General features: G+C 70.7%; 18 protein-coding genes. 11 read left to right on the top strand and 7 right to left on the bottom strand.

All coding sequences use genetic code 11. The features are described 5' to 3' along the window. The first annotated feature begins 261 nt into the window (after window positions 1-261). Window positions 262-660 carry a hypothetical protein gene (locus ACIA3K_RS17040; RefSeq protein WP_396802031.1) on the top strand — a complete coding sequence of 133 codons (399 nt, stop codon included), beginning with the start codon at window positions 262-264 and terminating at the stop codon, window positions 658-660. Window positions 661-673: 13 nt separating this feature from the next. On the opposite strand, the gene ACIA3K_RS17035 is transcribed toward ACIA3K_RS17040, so the two are convergent. Both ACIA3K_RS17035 and ACIA3K_RS17030 read right to left on the bottom strand, forming a co-directional pair. Next, window positions 674-2,122 (bottom strand): aminotransferase class V-fold PLP-dependent enzyme, encoded by a 1,449-nt coding sequence (locus ACIA3K_RS17035; protein ID WP_396802029.1) that lies wholly within the window; start codon window positions 2,120-2,122, stop codon window positions 674-676. Continuing rightward, a complete protein-coding gene (locus ACIA3K_RS17030; RefSeq protein WP_396802027.1) occupies window positions 2,112-3,791 on the bottom strand; it encodes an ATP-binding cassette domain-containing protein in 1,680 nt (559 codons plus the stop codon). The genes ACIA3K_RS17035 and ACIA3K_RS17030 overlap by 11 nt, the downstream gene beginning before the upstream one ends. A 159-nt stretch (window positions 3,792-3,950) precedes the next feature. Here ACIA3K_RS17030 and ACIA3K_RS17025 point away from each other — a divergent pair, with 159 nt between their 5' ends. The 9 genes from ACIA3K_RS17025 (at window position 3,951) to ACIA3K_RS16985 (ending at window position 13,858) form a co-directional block, all read left to right on the top strand. Continuing rightward, window positions 3,951-4,343 carry a PPOX class F420-dependent oxidoreductase gene (locus ACIA3K_RS17025; protein WP_396802026.1) on the top strand — a complete coding sequence of 131 codons (393 nt, stop codon included), beginning with the start codon at window positions 3,951-3,953 and terminating at the stop codon, window positions 4,341-4,343. 82 nt (window positions 4,344-4,425) lie between these two features. Next, window positions 4,426-5,604, top strand: coding sequence for an alcohol dehydrogenase catalytic domain-containing protein (locus ACIA3K_RS17020; RefSeq protein ID WP_396802024.1), 1,179 nt, complete (start codon window positions 4,426-4,428; stop codon window positions 5,602-5,604). 390 nt (window positions 5,605-5,994) lie between these two features. Next, the gene (locus tag ACIA3K_RS17015) at window positions 5,995-6,219 is read left to right on the top strand and encodes a hypothetical protein (protein WP_396802022.1); all 225 of its coding nucleotides are present in this window, start codon (window positions 5,995-5,997) and stop codon (window positions 6,217-6,219) included. Window positions 6,220-6,270: 51 nt separating this feature from the next. Next, window positions 6,271-7,818, top strand: coding sequence for a multiple monosaccharide ABC transporter ATP-binding protein (mmsA, locus tag ACIA3K_RS17010; protein ID WP_396802020.1), 1,548 nt, complete (start codon window positions 6,271-6,273; stop codon window positions 7,816-7,818). Continuing rightward, the gene (gene mmsB, locus ACIA3K_RS17005) at window positions 7,815-9,113 is read left to right on the top strand and encodes a multiple monosaccharide ABC transporter permease (protein ID WP_396802019.1); all 1,299 of its coding nucleotides are present in this window, start codon (window positions 7,815-7,817) and stop codon (window positions 9,111-9,113) included. The genes mmsA and mmsB overlap by 4 nt, the downstream gene beginning before the upstream one ends. 51 nt (window positions 9,114-9,164) lie before the next feature. Further along, complete coding sequence (locus ACIA3K_RS17000; protein WP_396802017.1) at window positions 9,165-10,268, top strand: substrate-binding domain-containing protein; 1,104 nt, start codon at window positions 9,165-9,167, stop codon at window positions 10,266-10,268. A gap of 112 nt (window positions 10,269-10,380) precedes the next feature. Then, a complete protein-coding gene (locus ACIA3K_RS16995) occupies window positions 10,381-11,643 on the top strand; it encodes an ROK family protein (RefSeq protein WP_396802015.1) in 1,263 nt (420 codons plus the stop codon). A 425-nt stretch (window positions 11,644-12,068) separates the two neighbouring features. Continuing rightward, complete coding sequence (locus ACIA3K_RS16990; protein ID WP_396802013.1) at window positions 12,069-13,034, top strand: ATP-binding cassette domain-containing protein; 966 nt, start codon at window positions 12,069-12,071, stop codon at window positions 13,032-13,034. A gap of 23 nt (window positions 13,035-13,057) precedes the next feature. Next, window positions 13,058-13,858, top strand: coding sequence for an ABC transporter permease (locus ACIA3K_RS16985; protein WP_396802155.1), 801 nt, complete (start codon window positions 13,058-13,060; stop codon window positions 13,856-13,858). Window positions 13,859-13,916: 58 nt separating this feature from the next. On the opposite strand, the gene ACIA3K_RS16980 is transcribed toward ACIA3K_RS16985, so the two are convergent. Genes ACIA3K_RS16980 through ACIA3K_RS16970 form a run of 3 tightly spaced genes read right to left on the bottom strand, consistent with a single transcriptional unit; the run spans window position 13,917 to window position 16,221 of the window. After that, window positions 13,917-14,906, bottom strand: coding sequence for an ABC transporter permease (locus ACIA3K_RS16980; protein WP_396802012.1), 990 nt, complete (start codon window positions 14,904-14,906; stop codon window positions 13,917-13,919). Next, window positions 14,903-15,793 (bottom strand): ABC transporter ATP-binding protein, encoded by an 891-nt coding sequence (locus ACIA3K_RS16975; RefSeq protein ID WP_396802010.1) that lies wholly within the window; start codon window positions 15,791-15,793, stop codon window positions 14,903-14,905. The genes ACIA3K_RS16980 and ACIA3K_RS16975 overlap by 4 nt, the downstream gene beginning before the upstream one ends. 20 nt (window positions 15,794-15,813) lie before the next feature. Then, window positions 15,814-16,221: a GntR family transcriptional regulator gene (locus ACIA3K_RS16970; protein ID WP_355050404.1), complete on the bottom strand. Its 408-nt coding sequence runs from the start codon at window positions 16,219-16,221 to the stop codon at window positions 15,814-15,816. A 180-nt stretch (window positions 16,222-16,401) separates the two neighbouring features. Here ACIA3K_RS16970 and ACIA3K_RS16965 point away from each other — a divergent pair, with 180 nt between their 5' ends. Continuing rightward, window positions 16,402-17,670, top strand: coding sequence for an Nramp family divalent metal transporter (locus tag ACIA3K_RS16965; protein ID WP_396802009.1), 1,269 nt, complete (start codon window positions 16,402-16,404; stop codon window positions 17,668-17,670). A 36-nt stretch (window positions 17,671-17,706) separates the two neighbouring features. Here the strand turns inward: ACIA3K_RS16965 and ACIA3K_RS16960 are convergent, their stop codons facing one another. Then, complete coding sequence (locus ACIA3K_RS16960) at window positions 17,707-17,916, bottom strand: hypothetical protein (protein ID WP_357120294.1); 210 nt, start codon at window positions 17,914-17,916, stop codon at window positions 17,707-17,709. Window positions 17,917-18,744: 828 nt separating this feature from the next. After that, window positions 18,745-19,017, bottom strand: coding sequence for a hypothetical protein (locus ACIA3K_RS16955; RefSeq protein WP_357120288.1), 273 nt, complete (start codon window positions 19,015-19,017; stop codon window positions 18,745-18,747). Window positions 19,018-19,041: the final 24 nt, after the last annotated feature.

Raw genomic sequence — 19,041 nt, 5'->3', positions numbered from 1 at the left:
CGGCGCGTCGGAGACGGCGCGGCGGCGAATCTTGGAGAGCGCTCTCCAAGCGAAGCATGTCGATATGGTCGCCTTTCTGTCAAGAGTGTTTCCAATACCGCGACGGTCCGTTACCGCCCGATCGCACCCCTCGATAGCGGTCGAATCGACACTTCCTATTGCCGTGGAGCGTCCACGCGGGACAGGATGGCGAGGTCCGCAGGAAACCTCCCCGTAACCTGCGTGCTGCTGGTCTCTGTCACAAGGAAGTGGGAGTCAGTCATGAGTGACGCGTCGACGGCGCTGGGTGTGCGCCTCTACCCGGATCTGGTCGAGCGGGGTGGCCTGGCCCCCGCTCTCATCGAGACCGCCGACCGCCACCGGCTCGACATCGGCCGGGTGACCGCACCCGAGCAGGGGCGAGCCCGGTTCACCTGCGCCGAGCTGCACTCCGACCAGGGCGTGGTCTGTGTCGGGCTGGGCTCGCAGGCCCGATACTTCATGATCGACGTCCGCTCCGCGGGCGAGGTGCTGGCCCGCGGCGACTGCATGGACCTGGTCCAGGTCGCCCAGGTTGCCTCGGCCTGGCGGGAGGGGACGACCCTCGCCGAGCTGACCGCCCGGTTCGCGTTCATGGAGGAGATCACGCACCGCCCGGCACCGGTCGCCCAGGTCGGCTAGCCCGGAGGGCACCTCAGCAGCGGAGCCGGGGCGGCAGCGGCGGCCCGCCAGCACCGTCCCGGTCCAGGTAGGACGACTCCACGAAGGCGACGAAGCGTTCGGCGTCGGCCGCCGTGGACGCCAGCCCGAACGACACCCGGACCGCGCCGCCGGTCGGCAGCGCCAGCGCGTCGAGGTACTCGTCGATCGTGCCGATCTGGGCGAGCAGACGTCGCCGCAGCGTCTGCTGGGTGATCCCGAACGCGCCCTCGCCGGCACCCGGATTGCAGAAGCATCCGGTCCGCAGAGAGAAGCCCGCCGCAGCGGCCTCCCGGGCGACGAGCCGCTCGTCGACCGGCGTGCCGTCCGGACGCAGCACGTTGAACGTCACGGTCGCGCCCCGGCCCTCGCCCGTGGCCGGCCCGTACACCCGCACCAGCGGCTGGCCGGTGCGGTGCCGCAGAGCGGTCAGGCGGCCGAGCAACCACGCGGTGAGCAGGCCGACCCGGGTGTGCACGAGATCCACGCCGATCGAGTCGAGCCACCGCAGCCCGAACTCCACGTCCGGAATGCTCAGGAAGTTGAGCGTGCCGTCCTCGAACGCCGACTCGTCGTCCATCGAGCGGTGCCAGTCACCCTGCACGCTGACCGCCCGGATGGTGCCGCCGGCGAACCACGGACGGCGCAGCCGGGCCAGCGCGTCACGACGAGCCAGCAGCGCGCCGACGCCGGTCGGATAGCCGAACAGCTTGTACCAGCTCAGGCAGACGAAGTCGGGCCGGACGGCGCGCAGGTCCAACCGGTTCGTGGCGGCGAACGCGGCGGCGTCCAGCAGTACGTCGTAGCCGTGCCGGTGGGCCAGCTCGACCCACTCCAGAGGGTGCTGCACACCGGAGAAGTTGCTCTGTGCCGGGTAGGCGAACAGCCCACGGCGACCGGACCGAACCCCGCTGCCGGCGTCGAGCGCCGAGACCAGGTCGGCCTCGGCGACCCGCAACTCCGGGCCGCTCAACGGCACGTACCGCACCGCCGCGCCGGCCGCCCGGGCGTACTCGCGGATGCCGTTGACCGAGTTGTGGTTGTCCCAGGTCAGCACGAAGGGTGCGGTCGGTCCGAAGGGGTACGCCTCGCCGACCAGGCGGCAGGCGCCGCTGGCGTTGGGGGTGAAGACCACCGCGTACTCGGCGGGGTCGGCGGAGAAGAAGTCGAGCACCGCCCGCCGGGCCGACTCCACCAGCGAGCCGGCCGCCGCGCTGGTCGGGCTCTCCGAGTGCGGGTTGCCGTACGGGCCCGCCAGCAGCCGGTCGTGGTGCGCCCGCACCTGTGCCCGTGCCGTCACCCCGGCGCCGGCGTAGTCGAGGTAGACCTGGCCGTGCCGGTCGAGGTGCGGGTACTCGGTGGCGCGCAACTCGTCGATCCGCGCGGTGGCGGCGTACCCGGGCAGGGCCGTCGGCGAGACGGCAGGGGCGTGCTCAGGACGCACGGCGGGCCTCCCGCCGCACCAGCACCGCCCAGGTCGCGGCGAGCGAGAGCAGCACGAACCCGCCGAGTACCAGCCAGTCGACCCAGACCGGTCGGGAGAAGCTGTCGCCGTACGTCGCAAGCAGCGGCGGGCCGAGCGGGGAGGCGCCCTCGCGCCACAGCCGTTCCACCCCGGCCGTGTGCCCCAACCCCTCGAACGCCCACCGGTTCGACATCGCGTAGCTGAGCCACCGGCCGCCGTCCGCCATGGCCGGCACCGGCAGGATCGCCCCGACGAACAGCACCTGCGGGAAGCACAGCATCGGCAGCATGAGGGTCGCCTGGGCGGCGTCCGAGACGGCCGCGGAGCAGAGCAGACCGAGCGCGAGCGCGGCCGCCGAGGAGAGCAACAGGGTCGCGTACAGGGCCGCGAAGTCGCCGCCGCCGACCGGCGGCAGTCGGTCCATGCCGCGCAGCACCCCGAGCAGGGCCAGGTCCACCAGGGCGAGCAGCGGCAGCAGCACCGCGACCTTCGCCATCAGGTACGGCAGCAGCCGGACACCCGCCAGGCGCTCCCGGCGCAGGATCGGCAGCTCCGTGCAGATCTGGAGCAGACCGTAGGTCAGGCCGAAGAAGAAGCCGCCGAACGCGATCCAGAACAGGATCATCACGGTGACGGTCGGGCTCGGGCTCACCGGGTCGAACGCGCCGGGTCGGAACAGCAGCGCGAACATCCCCAGCACCATCAGTGGTGAGCCGAGCAGGATCGCCAGCGTCAGCCGGTTGCGGGCGACGATCTCCGCGTTGCGCGCCGCGAGGACCCACCACTGGCGCAGCCGGCCGACCGACCGCCCCGGACCCCGGCCGCCGGGGTCGCCCGTGGTGGCGGTCGGCCCAACGACGCGGGACGCGGCGAAGCGCTCGGGCCAGACGCTCTGGTCGGACTCCTCGTCGAGCAGCAGGTGGACCTCCGCGAGGGACCGCAGGCCGAAGAACTCCCGGGCGGCGGCGGGCGTGCCGGCGTACGCCAGCCGGCCCGCGCGGGTCAGCACGACCACCCGGTCGCAACGGTCCACGTCGGTGACCTGGTGGGTGGTGAGCACGACCGTCGCGCCGGCGTCGGCGAGCGTCCGCAGCGCCCGCAGGAGGTCCACGGCGATCGCCGGGTCCAACCCGGAGGTGGGCTCGTCGAGGAAGAACACGCCGGGCCGGGTCAGCAGCTCGACGGCGATGCTGGCCCGCTTGCGCTCGCCGCCGCTGAGGCGGCCCACCGGCACGTCGGCCCGCTCGGTGAGCCGCAGCTCGGCGAGCACCTCGGCCACCCGGCGCGACACCTCGGCCGGACCGGTTCCCGAGGGCAGGCGCAGCCGGGCCGCGTACCGCAGGGTGCGGGCCAGCGGTAGCTCGCGGTGGATGATGTCGTCCTGCGGGACGAAGCCGATCGAGCCCGGGACAGCGTCATCGTCGTACGTCACGGTCCCGGCCGCTGGTCGGCGGACCCCGGCCAGCGTCTCCAGCAGGGTGGTCTTGCCCGCGCCGCTGACCCCGATGATCGCGACCAGCTCGCCCGGCGCGACGGTCAGGGAGATGCCGTCGAGGACGCGACGTCCACCTCGGACGGTCGCCACCAGGTCACGGGCCACCATGCCGACGCCGGTGCGCGGTGGGGATGTGGTCTGTTCGGTCGTCATCTCGAAGGTGCCCGATCTGGTCGGCGAGGTGGTGCCCCTGACATCGTGCTTCGCCGATGCTACGTCGCGCCTGGGTTCCGCCCCGGCCGTCGATCATGGTGTGCGAGGGTGGGTGGTGGCGGCCAACGCCGGGTTGGGCGCCACCGGAGAGGGATCAACGTGAAGCTGCCCGACGACCTGCTCGCACTGTTGCGCCAGCCGAGCACCTGCTACGTCACGACGTTGATGCCGGATGGTTCACCGCAGCTCACCCAGACGTGGGTGGACACCGACGGCACCCACATCCTGATCAACACGGTGGAGAACTTCCAGAAGACCCGCAACGTCCGCCGGGACCCCCGGGTCGCTCTGGCGATCTCCGACCCGGACAAGCCCAGCAGATACCACGAGGTCCGGGGCCGGGTGATCGACCTCAGCACCGAGGGCGCCGCCGAGCACATCGAGCAGCTCTCGCAGCGCTACCTCGGGGGGCCGTATCCGTGGTTCGGTGGCCGTGACCAGGTCCGGATCATCCTCACCGTCGAGGCCGAGCGGCTGCGCTCGATGGGCTGACCGGTCCACCACGGCAGGCTCGGCGGCATGAACGACCCGGCCGGGGGAAGACCGACGCTCCACCACCTGAGGAGGAGCCGGCATGAGGGCCGTCGTCTACGTGGACGTCCGGAACGTCGCGGTGCGGGAGGTGCCCGACGCGAGGATCGAGGCGTCGACGGACGCGCTCGTCCGCATCACGTCCACCGCCCTGTGCGGCACGGACCTGCACATGTACGACGGGCGCACCGGCGCCGAACCGGGGTTGGTGTTCGGCCACGAGCCGCTGGGCGTGGTCCAGGAGGTCGGCTCGGCGGTGCAGACCGTGCGTCCCGGCACCCGGGTGGTGATCCCCACGCACCTCTTCTGCGGCACCTGCGTGATGTGCTCCCGAGGGCTCTCGGCGGCCTGCCTGCGGGCACGGGCCGAGGGGCCGGGCGCCGCCTACGGCTACGCCGGGATGGGTCCGTACCGGGGCGCCCAGGCCGACCTGCTGCGGGTGCCGTGGGCCGACGCGAACTGCGTGCCCGTGCCGGGGGAGCCGGGCGACGCGTACGAGGACGACTTCGTGCTGCTCGCCGACGCGTTCGTGACCGGATGGCACGCCGCGGCGACCCTCGCCGAGGTGCAGGCCGGCGACACCGTGGCCGTGTTCGGCGCCGGCACCATCGGGCTGCTCGGCGCGTACTCGGCGCTGCTGCGGGGCGCTCGGGCCGTCTACTGCGTCGACGGGGTGGACGCCCGGCTCGACAAGGCCGGTGAGCTCGGCGCGGTTCCGGTCGACTTCCGCCTCGGTGACCCGGTGGAGCAGATCCGCGCCGACCGGGCGCGGGCCGGCCTGCCGCTGGGCGAGGAGAAGTTGGGCGGGATCGACCGGGTCATCGACGCGGTCGGTTTCCAGGCACGCGACCGCGCGCACCCCGACCAGGAACGCCCGGACCAGGTGATCGCCGACGCCGCCCGGCTGGTCAATCCCGCCGGTTCGATCGCCGTGGCGGGCGTCTACCCCGAGAAGGACCTGCACCCGCGGCCGGGGGCGAGCGGCCGCGAGGATCTCGTCGCCCCCTGGGGGACGCTGTTCACCAAGGGCGTCACCGTGCGGTTCGGACGCACGCACGATCGTCGCTACACGGTGCTGCTCCGGGACATGGTCGTCGCCGGTCGCGCCCGGCCCGGGGTGATCGTGACCCACCACGGCGTCCTCGACGACGCGCCGGGGCTGTACCGCAGCTTCGACCGCCGCGAGGACGGGGTGATCAAGGCTGTGCTGCGCCCCAGCTGACCAGTCGTCAGCTCCCGCTCCCGCTCCCGCCGATCTTGCACTTTCTGTTGTCGACATGAGCGGAATGCCCGCTATGCCGCCACAGCAAGTGCAAGATCGCGGGTGATCACCGCGCGCCCCTGTCGATCATGGAGTTGTGGTGCCGGGTTTGGGGATTGACGCGCGCTTTGTTGCCCACCACAACTCCTCGATCGGTGAGGCGGGGCGGCGCGTGTGGGGCGGCGGCGGTTGAGCGCTCCGCTCGGTGGAGGTGTGGGTCACATCGCAGGGCGGGGCCGGCCGAGGCATGCTTGACGGGTCGCCGGCCTCATGGCTCGATCACCACCGTTCGATGGCACTTCGGCCGGGGCGCACGGGGTGTCCGCGCCTGCTGGAGCGGGATCGTGCCTGGTGGCGAGCCTGCTTGTGGTGATCGGCGCGGATGGGCCGCCGACTCCGGATTTGACAACGTTGCCAGGAGCGGTCCATGGTGCCATCGGCGACTCGTGGGACCGGCGTGACGGGCGAATACTCTGCTTCGTCTATATTGCCGGATTGTTACATTTTCAACACCGCCTCGCCTTGCGGATGGCCTGCTCGCCGCAATACGTTGCCGTCAACAACAAAACCAAGTGAAGGTTCAACCTTCCGGAGGCAACCGATGACGTTGGCGAGGTGGTACGAGCGATGAGCGACGTGCCGATCCTCCTTGAGATGCGTTCCATCACCAAGGAGTTCCCCGGAGTCAAGGCCCTCTCCGACGTCAACCTGGTGGTTCGCGCCGGCGAGATCCATGCCATCTGCGGCGAGAACGGTGCGGGCAAGTCCACGCTGATGAAGGTGCTCAGCGGGGTCTACCCGTACGGCAGCTACGACGGCCAGATCGTCTACCAGGGGTCGGAGAGCAAGTTCTCCGACATCCGGGCGAGCGAGGGCGCCGGCATCGTGATCATCCACCAGGAGTTGGCGCTCATCCCCGGGATGTCGATCGCCGAGAACATCTTCCTCGGCAACGAACCGCGCAAGCGGGGCGCGATCGACTGGAAGGCCGCCAACCGGATGGCCCTGGACCTGATGGCCCGGGTTGGTCTGGAGGAGGACCCGGACACCCTGGTCAAGGACATCGGCGTCGGCAAGCAGCAGCTCGTGGAGATCGCGAAGGCGTTCGCCAAGGACGTGAAGCTACTCATCCTGGACGAGCCAACCGCCGCGCTGAACGAGGCCGACTCCCGGCACCTGCTGGACCTGCTGCGCGGCTTCCGCTCCCGCGGCATCACCTCGATCATGATCTCGCACAAGCTGAACGAGATCGAGGCGATCGCCGACCAGATCACCATCCTCCGGGACGGCAAGACCGTGGAGACCCTCGACGTCAAGGCGGACGGGGTCGACGAGGACCGGATCGTGCGGGGCATGGTCGGTCGCGAGCTGAGCAGCCGGTTCCCGGACCACACCCCGAAGATCGGTGACGTCTTCTTCGAGGTGCGCAACTGGAACGTCCGGCACCCGATCTCCGCCGAGCGCCAGGTCTGCAAGAACGAGAGCTTCGTGGTGCGCCGGGGTGAGATCGTCGGCTTCGCCGGCCTGATGGGCGCGGGCCGCACCGAACTCGCCATGAGCGTCTTCGGCCGCTCCTACGGGGTGTACGAGTCGGGCACGATCATCAAGGACGGCAAGGAGATCGTCCTGAAGTCGGTGGCGGACGCCATCGACCACGGCCTCGCGTACGTCAGCGAGGACCGTAAGGCGCTCGGCCTCAACCTGCTCGACGACATCAAGACGTCGACGGTGGCCGCCAAGCTGTCCAAGATCTCGCACCACGGCGTCCTGAGCGAGGTCGAGGAGTACCAGGCGGCCGAGTCGTACCGCAAGGAGTTGCGGACCAAGGCCCCGACGGTCGACGAGGGCGTCTCCAAGCTCTCGGGCGGCAACCAGCAGAAGGTCGTCCTGGCCAAGTGGATGTTCAGCGACCCGGACCTGCTGATCCTCGACGAGCCGACCCGCGGCATCGACGTGGGCGCGAAGTACGAGATCTACGGCATCATCCAGCGGCTCGCCGACCAGGGAAAGGGCGTCGTCGTCATTTCCTCGGAGCTGCCTGAGCTGATCGGGCTCTGCGACCGCATCTACACCGTGTTCGAAGGCGCCATCACGGGCGAGATCGCCCGTGCGGACGCGAACCCGGAAACCCTCATGAAGCAGATGACCTCGACGAAGAAGTTGGCCACCCGATGAGCCGTATCAGAGACCTTCAGAAGAACCTGTTTGGAGGCACGACCTCCAACGCCCGCCAGTTCGGGATGATCTTCACCCTGGTGGCGATCGTCCTGATCTTCCAGATCTGGACCAACGGGCTGACGCTGCGGTCGGACAACCTGATCGCGCTGTTCCAGCAGAACTCGTACATCCTGATCCTGGCCATCGGCATGCTCATGGTGATCGTCGCCGGGCACATCGACCTCTCGGTCGGCTCGGTCGCGGCATTCACCGGCATCCTGGTCGCCAAGTCGATGACCGAGTGGAATCTGCCCTGGCCCGCCGCCATCGTGTTCGGCCTCGCCATCGGCGCGGTGATCGGCGCCTGGCAGGGCTTCTGGGTGGCCTACATCGGGGTGCCGGCGTTCATCGTCACCCTGGCGGGAATGCTGCTCTTCCGCGGTGGCAACCAGTTCATCGGCAACGCGCAGAGCATCCCGGTGCCGGAGGGCTTCCGGGATATCGGCTCGGGCTTCCTGCCCGAGTTCGGCCCGAACACCGGCTACAACAACGCGACGCTGCTGCTCGGTCTGGCCGCCGCGGTGGCGGTGGTGTGGCGCGAGATCCGGGCCCGCAACACCCGGCGGGCGATGGACGCCGACCCGGCGCCCCTGTGGATCTCGATCCTGCGGATGGCCGTCATGGTCGGGGTGATCGCCTTCGCGGCGCTGCGCTTCGCCAGTGGTCGCGTCGGCACCAGCTTCCCGATCTCGGGCATCATCCTCGTGGCGCTGGTGATCGCGTACTCCTTCTACACCCGCAACACGGCCGGCGGCCGGCACATCTACGCGGTGGGCGGCAACTCCCGGGCGGCCGAGCTGTCCGGCGTGAAGCTCAAGCGGGTCAACTTCTTCGTCATGATGAACATGTCCGTCCTGGCCGCGCTGGCCGGCATGATCTTCGTGGCCCGTTCGCAGGCCTCCGGGCCGCAGGACGGTAACGGCTGGGAGCTGGACGCCATCGCCGCTGTCTTCATCGGTGGCGCGGCCGTCGCCGGCGGCATCGGCACCATCAGCGGCTCCATCGTCGGTGGTCTGGTGATGGCCGTGCTCAACAACGGCCTCCAGCTCGAGGGCGTGGGCACCGACAAGGTCCAGATCATCAAGGGCCTGGTCCTGCTGCTGGCCGTCGCGATCGACGTCTACAACAAGAGCCAGGGGCGTTTCTCCATCATCGGGAGCCTGATGCGGCCGTTCCGCCGCGACGACTCCGCCCCACCCGCCTCATCGCCGGACGCGGAGCGCGAGCCCGCCAAGGCAGCGGTGTCCGGCTGACGGCCACCGACCCCTCCACCCGTCTCACATCAAGAAAGGCAAGTCCTCACCATGCGTAAAATCTTCGGCTCGTCGGTGGTGGCCATCAGCGCCGCCGCCATGCTGGCCCTGGCCGGCTGCGGCTCCGGCCGCGACGGCGACTCCGGCAGCTCGGGCGGCGACGCCAAGGGCTTCGCGGCGAACTCGCTGATCGGCGTGGCCCTGCCGGCCAAGACCTCGGAGAACTGGGTCCTCGCCGGTGACCTGTTCACCAACGGTCTCAAGGAAGCCGGTTTCCAGGCTGACGTGCAGTACGCCGGCGCGTCGACCACGGTCGCCGACCAGCAGGCCCAGATCACCGCCATGACCACCAAGGGCGCGAAGGTCATCGTCATCGGCGCGACCGACGCCGCGCAGCTGGCGACCCAGGTCGCCGCGGCGCACGCCGCCGGTGCCAAGGTGATCGCGTACGACCGCCTCATCACCAACACGCCGGACCTCGACTACTACGTCGCGTTCGACAACTTCAAGGTCGGCCAGCTCCAGGGCCAGGCCCTGCTGGACGGCATGAAGGCCAAGAAGCCGAACGGCCCGTACAACATCGAGCTGTTCTCCGGTTCGCCGGACGACAACAACGCCGGTGTCTTCTTCAACGGCGCGATGGACGTGCTCAAGCCGGAGATCGACAAGGGCAACGTCGTCGTCGCCTCGGGTCAGAAGGACGTCAAGCAGACCGCCATCCAGGGCTGGAAGGCCGAGGGTGCGCAGGCCCGCATGGACCAGCTGCTGACCTCGACCTACGGCAACAAGGAGCTGGACGGCGTCCTCTCCCCGAACGACACCCTGGCCCGCGCGATCCTGACCTCGGTCAAGGGCGCTGGCAAGCCGACCCCGGTGGTCACCGGCCAGGACTCCGAGGTCGAGTCGGTCAAGTCGATCGTCAAGGGTGAGCAGTACATGACGATCAACAAGGACACCCGCAACCTGGTGAAGGAGACCATCAACATGGTCAAGGCTCTCCAGGCCGGTAACACCCCGCAGGTGAACGACACCAAGTCCTACAACAACGGCAGCAAGGTCGTCGACACGTTCCTGCTCCCGCCGGTCGCCGTCACCAAGGCCAACGCGGCCGAGGCGTACGCCAACGACCCGAAGCTCGCGCCGCTCACCAAGTAGTCACTACACGGTAAGCAGCACCGCCGATGGGTCCCGGATCTCCTCTTCCGGGACCCATCGTCGTCCGTGCCCCATCGCTCACCCGGCACCGATCCGTGAAGGAGGTCTGACCGTGGCGACACCCGTGCGGTCCAGGCCAGCCGGCGCCGGTCGTACCGTCGACACCCCACTGCCCCCGGTCCCCGGCGCGAGCCAGGAGGAGATCCGACGGCAGAACCTCGGCGCCGTGCTGCGCTACGTGCACCTGCACGGGCCGACGTCGCGGGCCGAGCTGACCAGCCGTCTCGGCCTGAACCGCAGCACCATCGGCGCCCTCGCCGCCGACCTGACCGCCAGCGGTCTGGTCACTGAGGAGGCGCCGGCCACGACCCGTCGCGCCGGCCGCCCCTCCCTCGTGGTCAGCCCCCGCTCCGACCGGGTGTACGCGCACGCGCTCAGCATCGACGCGGACCGACTGCGGGCGGCGCGGATCGGCCTCGGCGGTCGCATCCTCGACCTGCGGGAGGCACCCCGTCCCGGTGGCATGTCGGCCGTCGACGCCGTCCGCCCCCTGGCCGACCTCGTGCGCGGCATGGAGCGCGGCGCCGCCTCCGACGCGCTTCTGGTCGGCGGCGCGGTCGCCGTCACCGACACCACCCGCGACGCCGACGGCGGCCTGCGCATCGTCGGCGTCGAGGAGGGCCTGAGCGCCGCCCTCGAGGCCGAGCTGACCGACTGTCCAGGATTCGTGGCCGGAGATCTGGCCGACATCGCGGGCCTGGCCGAGCACATCCGGGGCGTGGCCCCCGGCATCGACGACCTCATCTACCTGCACGGCGACCTCGGCATCAGCGCCGGCATCGTGGTCGGCGGCCGACTGATGATCGGCCACCGCGGCCACAGCGGCAAGGTCGGCCACATGGTGGTCAACCCGAACGGTCTGCCGTGCGGCTGCGGCTCCCGTGGTTGCTGGGAGACCGAGATCTCCGAGGCCGCGCTGCTGCGGCACGCCGGCCGCGACCCCGACGACCGCGCCGCTGTGGCCGACGTGCTGCGCGCGGCGGCGGACGGCGACGCGACCGCGCGCGCCGCCGTCGAGCGGGTCGCCGACTGGCTCGGGTTCGGCGTCGCCAACCTGGTCAACGTGGTCAACCCGGACGCCGTGGTGTTCGGTGGCTCGCTGCGCGACATCTTCATCGCCGGGGCGGACACGGTGCGGCGGCGGCTGGACGCCATGCCGCTGCCGGCCTCCCGTGAGCACCTGCGGTTGCGGGCTGCTGCTCTCGGCCGTGACGCCGTCCTGATCGGGGCCGCTGAGCTGGCCTTCGACAAGCTGCTGGCGGACCCGCTCAACGTCGGCGTCGCCGGCCAGTCGGGCTCCGTCGACCCGGTCTAGGCGATCTCCCGCACCACGCTGGTGCCGTCGCCCGGCCGGGACTCCCAGGCCCACGACTCGTGCAGCTCCAGGCGGCGTCGGCCAAAATCCGCACCTGAGTCACGCAGTGGCCGGAGGACGTCTGGCCCTCGGCGTTGAGTTGGACGTAGCGAAAGTCCAACCGGTCGCCGTCGCGGGTGCCCACGAGGCAGCCCCGTCGGATGGACCCACCGGCGTACTCGGCCCAGACCTCGCCCGCCCGCTCGTGGTAGGTGAAGACCGTCCCGGTGCCGACCTCACCGGCCACCACGTCCGTCACCGCGGCGAATCGCCGGCCGTCCAACGAGATCGTCATGTCGCGGACACTAGTCGATCCATCGATCCCGTACGTCCTACCGTATTCTGTACGGTAGGCCTCCGGTGTTCGGCTGTGGAAGGGGACGGGTGTGACGGCGAGCGGTGCGGCGATAGTGGTGCGAGGGCTGCGTAAGCGGTACGGGGACCGGTTGGCCCTGGATGGGTTCGACCTGGAGGTGGGCAGCGGGACGGTGTGCGGCCAGCTCGGGCCAAACGGGGCCGGCAAGACCACGTCGGTACGGATCCTGTCCACGCTGCTGCGCCCGGACGAGGGGCACGCCGAGGTCGCCGGGTTCGACGTGACCCGCCAGCCCGACCAGGTGCGCTACCGGATCGGCCTGGTGGGGCAGCATCCCGCGCTGGACGAGGCGCTCAGTGGCCGGCAGAACCTCGTACTCTTCGGCCTGCTGTTCCACCTGGGCCGTCGCCGGGCCCGGCAGCGGGCGGTCGAGCTGTTGGAGCGGTTCGGGCTGGCCGACGTCGGCGAGCAGCCGGTCAGTACGTACTCCGGGGGCATGCGTCGCCGGTTGGACCTGGCCGCCGGCATGGTCCTCGCCCCCGCCGTGCTGTTCCTCGACGAACCCACCACCGGGCTGGATCCGCGCGGCCGGAGCGAGGTGTGGGAGTCGATCCGCGGGCTCGTCCGCGCGGGCACCACCGTCCTGCTCACCACCCAGCACCTGGACGAGGCGGACCAGCTCGCCGACCGGATCTCGGTGGTCGAGGCCGGGCGCGTCGTGGCCGAAGGCACCCCCGACGAGCTGAAGACGCAGCTCGGTGGCGACCGGATCGAGGTGGTCGTGGGGCAGGCCGCCGACCTCGCGATCGCCGTCGCGCAGATGCGTCGGGTGGTCGCCGACGAACCGATTGTCGACGTCGACCGGCGCGCGGTCAGCGCCGGCGTGGGGCACCGGGCCGGCGCGCTCGTCGAGGTGCTGCGGGCGCTGGACGCCGCGCAGGTCACGGTGGTCGACATCGCCCTGCGGCGGCCCACCCTCGACGACGTCTTCCTGCACGTCACGGGTGGTCGGGTCACCGTGGAGGTGACCGCGTGAGCGCCACACACCTGCCTGCGACCGTGGACCTGACGGCCGGCCGGCCCGCTGCCCTGACGGACAGCGGCGCCCTGGTCTGGCGTGGCCTGGCCCGGTGGCGACGTGACCCCGGGCCGCTGGTCGCCTCGCTCGGTTTCAACATCCTGATCGTGCTGATCTTCGCCTACCTGTTCGGCGGGGCGATGCAGGTCCCGGACGGCGGCAGCTACCGGGAGTTCCTGATGCCCGGCATGTTCGTGATGACGATGGTGTTCGGCATCAGCCTCACCACGATCGCCGTCGCCGACGATCTGGAGCGGGGGGTGACCGACCGGCTTCGTTCGATGCCGGTCGCACCACTCGCCCCGCTCGTCGCCCGCGCGGTCACCGACCTGCTCTTCGCTCTGGTCACCCTCGCGGTGCTGCTGGCCACGGGCCTCGCGGTCGGCTGGCGGGCACACGGCGGCGTCGGCGCCGCGCTGGGCGCGGTGGGACTGATCCTGCTGCTGCGCTTCGCCCTGGTCTGGGTCGGCATCTTCCTCGGCCTGGTCACCCGGGGACAGACGGCCGTGGTCGCGGTGCAGACCCTGGAGTTCCCGCTCGGCTTCCTCTCCAACGCGTTCGTCGCGCCGTCCACCATGCCGGCCTGGCTCGGTGCGGTGGCCGCCTGGAACCCGCTGTCGGCAACCGTCGGTGCCGCCCGGGAGCTGTTCGGCAACCCGGGCTGGGGTGGCGACTCGTGGGCCGCGCAGCACTACCTCTGGTTGGCCGTGGCCTGGCCGATCGCGCTGGTGGCGGTGTTCCTGCCGCTCTCGGTGACCCGCTACCGGCGGCTGGGCCGCTGAGGCCGGCGGGGACGGGTGATCGCCGGGGCCCCCGTGGCTCCGGCGATCACCCGCACGGTTACGCGATCCGGCGGATCCGGCGCACCGCGAGGTAGAGCAGGAGCGCGGCGAGGGCCACGAAGATGCCCGTCTCGATGCTCTGGAACAGCCAGAACCGGTCCGCCGGCTGGTAGAGCTGCCAGTTGTACGCGCCCGGCTCCAAGCCCAGCTCCGCGCCGCAGGTCCGACCGTCCGGGCCCTTGCCGCCGGGTGGGCACTGGATGCGCGTGTCCTCCGCGACCATCGTCCCGTCGGGGTTCCGGACGCCCTGGGTGAGAATCCAGTCTCCCCGCCTGACCTCCGGCGGTCCCTCCATCTCAATCGGGAAGGTCTGGGTGCGGGCCGGTTGGTAGTGCGGCCGGACCAGGATCTCCACCGCTGCCCGTACGCCGATGAACCCGGCGAGAGTGATGCCCATGGCGGGCAGCATCCGCTTCCAGACGGTGCCGGCGAAGACGCCGAGCGCCACGGCGAAGAGGGTGTAGCCGATCGGGACGATGCCCTGCAGGTCAAAGACGATCATGCCGAGCCGGCCCTCGTACGCGGCTTTCGTGAGCGGGTCCACCCACCAGGACATGCCCAGCCCGTAGGCCGTCGCGAGGGCCAGGACGCCCGTTCCCACCAGCCCGAACTTCACCAGCGCCCAGCGGGTCCGGCCGACACCCTGGGTCCACACGAACCGGTGGGTGCCCTGCTCCACCTCCCGGGCGACCAGCGGCGCCCCCCAGAACAGGCCGACCAGCGCCGGGAGCGTGATCAGTAGTACGGCGACCAGGTTGAGGCTGCCGTACCGGTTGCTGAAGCGGTTGAAGCCCGCGTCGCAGGTCTCCCGGGTCGTCACCGCCACGTTCGGGTCGGCAAGCTGGCGCACGCAGTCCGCCAGCCCGAGGTCGGCGAAGGTGTTCCGCATCGACAGGCCGATCGGCACCAGCACCGCGGCGAGCACCAGGAATCCCAGGAGGGTGTAGAGCGCCTGCTTGCGGTGTTGCCGCCAGGTCAGCCAGATCATGCCGCCACCCCCCACTCGGTGTGACTGGTCTGCGCGACGCCGTCGGCCAGGTAGGCCAGGACGACGTCCTCGAGGCTGACGTCGCGGACCGTCCACGCGGGATCGGTGACGGGACCGTCGGTGCGTACCAGCAGCGTGGACTGCCGGTCGGTGTGGCTGGCCCGGACCACGTGCGCCACGCCCCCGATCGGACCGCCGTCGTGCCGCGGACCGACGAGCTGCCGGTGCCCGGCAACCAGGTCGTCGACCGAGCCGGTGAGCTGCACCTGGGCCGCGTTGAGCACGATCAGGTAGTCGCAGACGCGCTCCAGGTCGGCCAGCAGGTGCGAGGAGAGCAGAACGGTGGTGCCGGAGTCCGCCACGCTGCCCATCAGCGACTGGAGGAACTCCCGACGGGCCAGCGGATCGAGGCTGGCCACCGGCTCGTCGAGCAGCAGCAGCCGGGGTTGCTTGGCCAGTGCGAGAGCGAGCGCCACCTGGGCCCGTTGCCCGCCGGACAGTTTGCCGACCGGCTTGTCGGGCGGTATCCCGAGCTGCGCCAACCGGGTCCGGGCCAGTGCCGCGTCCCACCGCCGGTTCAGCTTGCCGCCGGCGACGACCAGCTCGGCGGCGGTGAAGTCCCGGTACAGCGGCGTGTCCTGGGCGACGAACCCGATGTCCGCCAGCCCTTCCGTGTCGCCGTACGGCGACCTGTCGAACACCCGCACCGCGCCCTCGTCGGGCTTGAGCAGCCCGACCGCCAGGTGCAGCAAGGTGCTCTTGCCCGCGCCGTTGGGCCCGACCAGCGCGGCGATCCGGCCGGCGGGAAGGTGCAGCGAACAGTCCCGTAGTGCCCACGTTCTGCCGTACCGCTTACCCAGCCGGTCGGCCTCCAAGACCATCTCCATCCTCTGTCCTCTCGTACCGCTCACGCGGGTTCCTTCTGTGGGGCGTCGTCGGTGAGGGTGGCGCGCAGCGTGGTCTCCACCAGGGCGACGACGTCCTCGGCCGTCAGGCCGGCGGCCCGCGCCCGCTGCAACCACGCCACGAGGTCGTCACGCAGCTCGGCCTGGTTGGGCAGGGACGCGCCGGCCAGGGTGCGCTGGACGAACGTGCCCACCCCGGGTCGGCCGCCGACCAGACCCTCGATCTCCAACTCCCGGTACGCCTTCAGCACCGTGTTCGGGTTGATCGCCAGTGACTGGGCGACGTCCCGAACCTTCGGCAGCTGATCGCCGGGTGCGAGCAGACCGACGCGCAGCGCCTGCTTCACCTGCTGCACGAGCTGCATGTAGGTGTTCACCTTCGACCGGCTGTCGAGCACGAACTCGATCACTCGTGATGATCCTTCCTGTTGTCCTACGACAGTAGGACTATGAGACAGCTTGGTCGGGTGAACCGCGCCTGTCAAGCGCAAGGCGACCGTGGCACCCGTGGGCCACCGACTGGCACCGACGGGTCAGCCGCCCGGGAAGGGAACAGGCACGCGATCCGTACTCGAACGGGGAGGTGCTCGATGGTCACCAACGACCTCCGGGCGACGACGGCGACACCGCTGCAGATCGCCCGCGCCCGGGGCCGGGTACGCGGACGGCTGATCCTGCTCGGCCCGGCGTTCGTCGCCGCCGTGGCGTACGTCGACCCGGGCAACTTCGCGACCAACTCGGCCGCCGGCGCCCGCTACGGCTACCTGCTGGTCTGGGTCGTGGTGGTGGCCAACCTGATGGCCATGCTGGTGCAGACGCTCACCGCCAAGCTGGGCCTGGCCACCGGCCGCAGCCTGCCCGAGCTGTGCCGCGAGCGCCTGCCCCGCCCGCTCAACCGGATGATGTGGGTGCAGGCCGAGCTGGTGGCGATGGCAACCGACCTGGCCGAGGTCATCGGGGGAGCGGTCGCCCTATACCTCCTCTTCGGCATCCCGCTGCTACCCGGCGGGCTGATCATCGGCGCGGCCGCGTTCGTCGTGCTCGCCCTGCGCTCGCGCGGGTTCCGCGCCTTCGAGATCGCCGTCGCCGTGCTGCTCGGCGTCATCGTCCTGGCGTTCGCGGCCAACCTGCTCGCCGCCGGCTCCGACCCGGGCTCGGCCATGGCCGGCCTCGTGCCCCGCCTCCAGGGCACCGACAGCGTCCTGCTGGCCGCCGGCATCCTCGGGGCGACGGTCATGCCGCACGTCATCTACGTGCACTCCGCGCTGACCCGCGACCGCATCCCCGCGACCGACGACGCCGAACGCCGTACCCTCTTCCGGGGCCAACGCACCGACGTGCTGCTCGCCCTGACGGCGGCCGGCGCGGTCAACCTCGCCATGCTGCTGATCGCGGCGGCCAGCTTCCGGGGCGGCGGCCCGGTGGGCGCCGACAGCCTGGAGGGGGTGCACGCCGGCCTGGGCGAGAGCATCGGCACGGCCGCCGCCTTCGGGTTCGCCGTCGCCCTGCTGGTCTCCGGGCTCGCCTCCACGAGCGTCGGCACCTACGCGGGTGAGGTGATCATGCAGGGCTTCCTGCGCCGTCGCGTTCCGCTGCTGCTGCGCCGCCTGGTCACCCTGGCGCCCGCCGTGGCCGTGCTCGCCATCGACCTCGACCCCACCCGCGCCCTCGTGCTGTCGCAGGTCATCCTCAGCTTCGGCATCCCGTTCGCGCTGATCCCGGTGGTCGCCTTCACCCGTCGCCGGGACCTCATGGGCAACCTCGTCAACCACCCACTGACCACGGCCGCCGCGTCCGGAGTCGCCGTCCTGGTCGTCGCGCTCAACGCCTTCCTGCTGTGGCAGGTCGTCGCCGGCTGAGCCGGCCGGCGTCAGTGCCGGGAAGGCGGGACGGGGCTACTCGTCCTCGTCTACCGGGCGGGGGCGTCGGTGCTCGGCGATGTACTTCTCCACATCAGCCTTGAGCCAGATCGAACCAACCGACAGTCGGGCGTACGGAGCCGGAAAGTGTGGCGACTGCTGGATCTGGCGGAACCGTGAGCGGCCCACCCCGAGCATCGCCAGGACCTCGCCCGCCGCGACGAGTTCGCCCGGTCCATCTGCCATGCGAACGAAGGTAGACCGGCCGTGACGGGTCAACATGAATGCGCTCAGATAGGCGCGCCAGGATTGACAGGGGGGTAGCGTCCGGGATGGGATCTGTTTAAGCCCGTCGCCGCGAAGGCGGAGCCCGGCGGCGACGGGTGCCCCGTCCGACACCACCCCCGGAGGCTGGAGTGAAACAGGAACAAGAGGTAGAGCGGCTGCGTGAGTGGGCGAGCCAGCTCGAGGCGTCACTCCTGGATGTACGGCGAGAACTGTTCGACGCCCGTGGCCGACTGGCCGCCATCGCGCGAATGACCGAAGACCTCGAGCGGGTCCAACGAGCACCTGGCGTCATCTTCGGAACCGTCAACGCGATCATTCACAGCCAGTCGTCGACCCTGCGTTGGTCCGACCGATGGTCGCCGGTCCGCTACCAGGGGGTTCAGCAGTGAGCGGCCAGCGGCACGCCCCGGTCCGGCCGTTCTGGTTCTGCGCGTCCTGCGTGCTCCCCTGGCCGTGCGAGCACGCGAAAGTCGAACTCTTGGCCGACTACTCGGACGAGCCGAAGCTGCTCGGGGTGGACATGGCCGACTGCCTGACTGAGGCGAGCCGGGATCTGACCGACCTGTACCGGACCGCACCCGACCCGGCGGAGCACTACGGCCGTTTCTTGGGCTGGGTCAAGCAGGCCTTGGCCGCCCACCGACTCCGCGACTCCGGTCGTATGCCGTGCCGCCCCACCTGTGGGGCAGCTCGACAGGCACCGCCGCCAACAGCCACCTCCACTGGTTCTCAGCGACGGGCCCCCCGCCGGTAGGGCGGGGGCACCGCCGTATCCGGCAGGCGCGATCAGGTACGGCGTCCCTCGTCCCGCGCCGGGATCTCCTGACGCTGTTCGAGGGCGTCCGCCGGGTTGGCGTCGGCCGGCAGGGACGTCACCTCCTCCAGAGCGCCGGCCGGCAGCGCGCCCTGCTCGGCCAGGTCGGCCTCGGACGCCTCCGGGTCCACGTCGCCGGAGACCCGGTCCGGCGGGCCCACGTCGAACGCGTCCTGCCGCTGCTCGGCGGCGTCCGCCTCCGGAGGAGGGAACTGGTCGCCCTGTTCGTCCCGGTACGTGCTCATCGAAGCCTCCTACCCGGCGGAAGT

Source organism: Micromonospora sp. NPDC051543 (assembly GCF_044454415.1).
Lineage (GTDB): Bacteria > Actinomycetota > Actinomycetes > Mycobacteriales > Micromonosporaceae > Micromonospora.
Note: the sequence above shows the minus strand (reverse complement) of the source record. Positions and strands in the feature narration are given on the sequence as shown.